Here is a 3227-nt window from a genome sequence, read left to right as displayed (position 1 = left end):
GCCAGAGAACTCCCCGGTCTGTCGCGGCGCTCCGGTGTCCACGTCATCGCCGCCACCGTGAGCACACCTTCCGGTTCGCCAAGCAGTTTCTCGGCTGGACCACCCCGAAGGTCCGTACTCCCGAAGCCGCGGACCGTTGGACCTGGCTCGTGGTGGTCGCCCACACCCAACTCCGTCTCGCCCGGCCGCTCGCCGCCGGCCTCCGACGGCCCTGGGAGAAGCCGACCAAGCGCGAACGCCTCACCCCGGCCCGGGTCCGCCGAGGGTTCAGGAACATCCGAGCCCACCTACTCTGCCCGGCCCGTGTTCCCCAACCTCGCGGCGCTGGTCCGGGGCGACCGCCTGGAACCAAGAACCGCCATCCCGCACCCCGCTACGACGTCGGTAAAACCGTCAAACGCCCCGAGACCCTCAAGGCCATCGGTAGACCTGGCCGATCTTGGTAGATGAAGAACAAGCTCACCCCGGACGGAGCTTCACCGCCATACGTCCGGGTGGTTTGCCCAATGCGTCAGCCGATCTACCGTAAGCACCCCATTACGCTCACCGTGTATCGATTCGGCCACCCTAAGTGACAGGGGGAGAGGGATACGCGCGGTCCCGCAGGCCGACTGGCGATTCGCGCCTGCCCTTTCCGGCCATCAAGGACAAACGTGAGGAGATCTCTGTGAATTCCATGCTGAAGAAGGCACTCGCTTCCCTCTCGGCAGGGTCGGCAATGGCCCTCGGCATCGTGTCCGTAGCGGCCTCACCCGCAGTTGCTGTCGAGCGGTGCGAGCACCAAACCACTCGCTATGACCGGACACAGTACTACGTCACTGACTTCGACTTCTGCATCCAGGCCGATGAGGGCGAGGTGAAGGTTTCGATCGAGAACTTCACCTGCTTCAAGCTGGGTGCGCGTGGTAGGGAATTCCCCAATTCCTGTAAAGTCACCGGAGGCATGGTCCAGACACTGAAGAACGGAATCAGTAGCTACAACAGCCCGATGCCGCTCGGGTACACCAACGACCTCCCTAGGCATTGGGAGGCAAGCCTCCCGGGATGCGAGGACGGAGACTTCGTCAAGGCATTCATTGACGATCTTCAGGTCTCCTACGAATATGGCGACATTGCCGGGAACACGTGGTGGCACGAGATCGCCTACCAGACGCCCTTCCTTAACGGCGGCGTCCGCTGCTGAACCGATTCCTTGAGCCCGGCATGCAGGGGCAAACCTGTACCGCCTCCATGCGGGTTCCCTGACTGAGCGTTTTCCGACCTCAGTCTGAGCTGGCCAGATGCAGGCAGAGGACGGCTTGGACGAGACATCGTTCGGGACACCGTTCGATATCAGAAGAAAATGAACAAGCTCAGAGGTCGTTTTCATCTTTTTCGCGCAAATTTAAGGCGGTTCTCGGAGTGTTGGACTGTGGTGCGGAAGTGACAGTGAGTGCGGTCGGGGCCCGTGGGTCCGGCGAGGTGACAGGCGGGGCGGGATGTGACTTGTTCCTGTCTCATCCCAGGACATCCGGTCTTCGTGGCCGTGCGCTTCGGGCGCCGTTGCTTCGCGCCTGGCAGGCCCGGATCCGCGGCGATACGCCGGAAGCATGCCGACGCGACGCCCGTATCCAAGTGATCTGTCCGATGCCCGCTGGGAGTTGATGGAGCCGGTGCTCTCGGCCTGGGCTTCGAGCGCCGCGGCAGGGCCCTGGACTTCGGCCGGCCGCCCGGGCACGATTTGCGCGACACCATGGACGCGATCTTGTATGTGGACCGCACCGGCGTCCAGTGGCGCTATCTTCCGCACGACTTCCCGCACTGGAACACCGTCTACGGCTACTTCGCGAAGTGGCAGCAGGAAGGAGTGTTCGCCCACCTCAACGGCCTGCTCCGGCAATTGCTGCGAGAGAAGGAAGGACGGGACGGCGAGCCATCGGCCTGTGTGATCGACGACCAGAGCGTCAAGACCTCCAGCAGCGTTCATGTCTCCAGCCAGGGCATCGACGCTGGGAAAAAGATCGTCGGGCGGAAGCGGAAGGTCGTCACCGACACCCTCGGTCTCCTGCTGGCCGTGCTGGTCACCGCAGCGAGCGTGCAGGACTCCGTCGCCGGAACCCGGCTCCTGGACCAGGTCGCTGCCGACCACCCCGGCATCCGCAAAGTGTGGGTCGACGGCGGCTACCGCCAGCACTTCGTCGAGCACGCAGCCACCCTCGGCATCGACATGGAAATCACCGCCCGCACCCCCGGGACCAGGGGCTTCACCCCGATCCCCAAACGGGTGGGCGGTCGAGCGCACCTACGGCTGGCTGATGCTCCACCGACGGCTCGCCCGTGACTACGAGACCCTCTCCGCCCGCTCCGAAGCCATGATCCACCTCGCCATGACCGACCTCATGGCCCGCCGCCTCACCGGCGAAGCCACCATCTCCTGGCGCGACCCGACACCAAAGACCAAACAGCGGATTCCGGCATAAAACACCGGGATAAAACGACCTCTGAGCACACTGTCCCACCCGCCGTCGACACCTGCCGGCGACTTCATCACATCTCATGATCCCTTAGCTGCGACGGTCTTCTGGTCACCGTCGGTCGGGGACACATCGAGGAGCCGCAGCATCGCGGGGAGCAAGTCACTCGTCAACGGATCTGGGGTGTCTTCGTCGATCGCGCCCTCCAGCGCGAGGCTTGTATAGCCGTGCACGAGTGACCACACTGCGTAGCTCGGCACCAGTGCGGGGTCCGCACTGTCCGGTAGCTGCGCATCCTGGCCCCGCAGGCCACGGTCCAGGGCGCGGAGCGCCCGGTGCTTCTGCTCGACCAGGTCTGGATTGTTGAAGTCGAACTGGGTCATACGCCACATCAGGTCGAACAGCGCGCGGTTGTCCCGGGCGAACGCAACGTATTCGGCCGAGAGCGCCGCGACCCGCTCCCGTACATCGCGCCCGACGACCTCCACCGCCTCCAGCCGGTCGCAGAGCTGGCGGTAGGCGCGCGTGGCGAGCGCACCGAGCAGCCCGCGTGCGTCGCCGAAGTGGTGCTTGGGAGCGGACTGCGACACTCCCGCCCGCCGCGCGGCCTCGCGCATGCTGAACCCGGCGACACCGCTCTCGGACAGCACTTCGAGCGCGCTGTCGAGCAGCGCCGCGCGCAGGTTGCCGTGGTGGTAGCGATCGCCGGCTCTCGGTTCTTCGGTCATCATCAAGTCCCCATCTTGACAGTGAGCAGACCTCTCCCGCGAGACC

The 3227-nt window shown here is 64.7% G+C and carries 2 protein-coding genes and 2 pseudogenes; 3 read left to right on the top strand and 1 reads right to left on the bottom strand.

The genetic code is table 11. The features are described 5' to 3' along the window. From ABZ646_RS43570 to ABZ646_RS43560, 3 genes and pseudogenes are all read left to right on the top strand, one after another. Positions 1 to 446 (top strand): annotated as a pseudogene (locus tag ABZ646_RS43570) (hypothetical protein); the annotation flags it as partial. 221 nt (positions 447 to 667) lie between these two features. After that, complete coding sequence (locus ABZ646_RS43565; RefSeq protein WP_360532466.1) at positions 668 to 1183, top strand: hypothetical protein; 516 nt, start codon at positions 668 to 670, stop codon at positions 1181 to 1183. A gap of 406 nt (positions 1184 to 1589) precedes the next feature. Continuing rightward, positions 1590 to 2459, top strand: a pseudogene (locus ABZ646_RS43560) (IS5 family transposase). A gap of 74 nt (positions 2460 to 2533) precedes the next feature. Here the strand turns inward: ABZ646_RS43560 and ABZ646_RS43555 are convergent. Next, positions 2534 to 3184 (bottom strand): TetR/AcrR family transcriptional regulator, encoded by a 651-nt coding sequence (locus ABZ646_RS43555; protein ID WP_360532463.1) that lies wholly within the window; start codon positions 3182 to 3184, stop codon positions 2534 to 2536. Positions 3185 to 3227: the final 43 nt, after the last annotated feature.

Origin of the sequence: Streptomyces sp. NPDC007162 (genome assembly GCF_040634175.1) — a bacterium.
Classification (GTDB): domain Bacteria; phylum Actinomycetota; class Actinomycetes; order Streptomycetales; family Streptomycetaceae; genus Streptomyces.
Note: the sequence above shows the minus strand (reverse complement) of the source record. Positions and strands in the feature narration are given on the sequence as shown.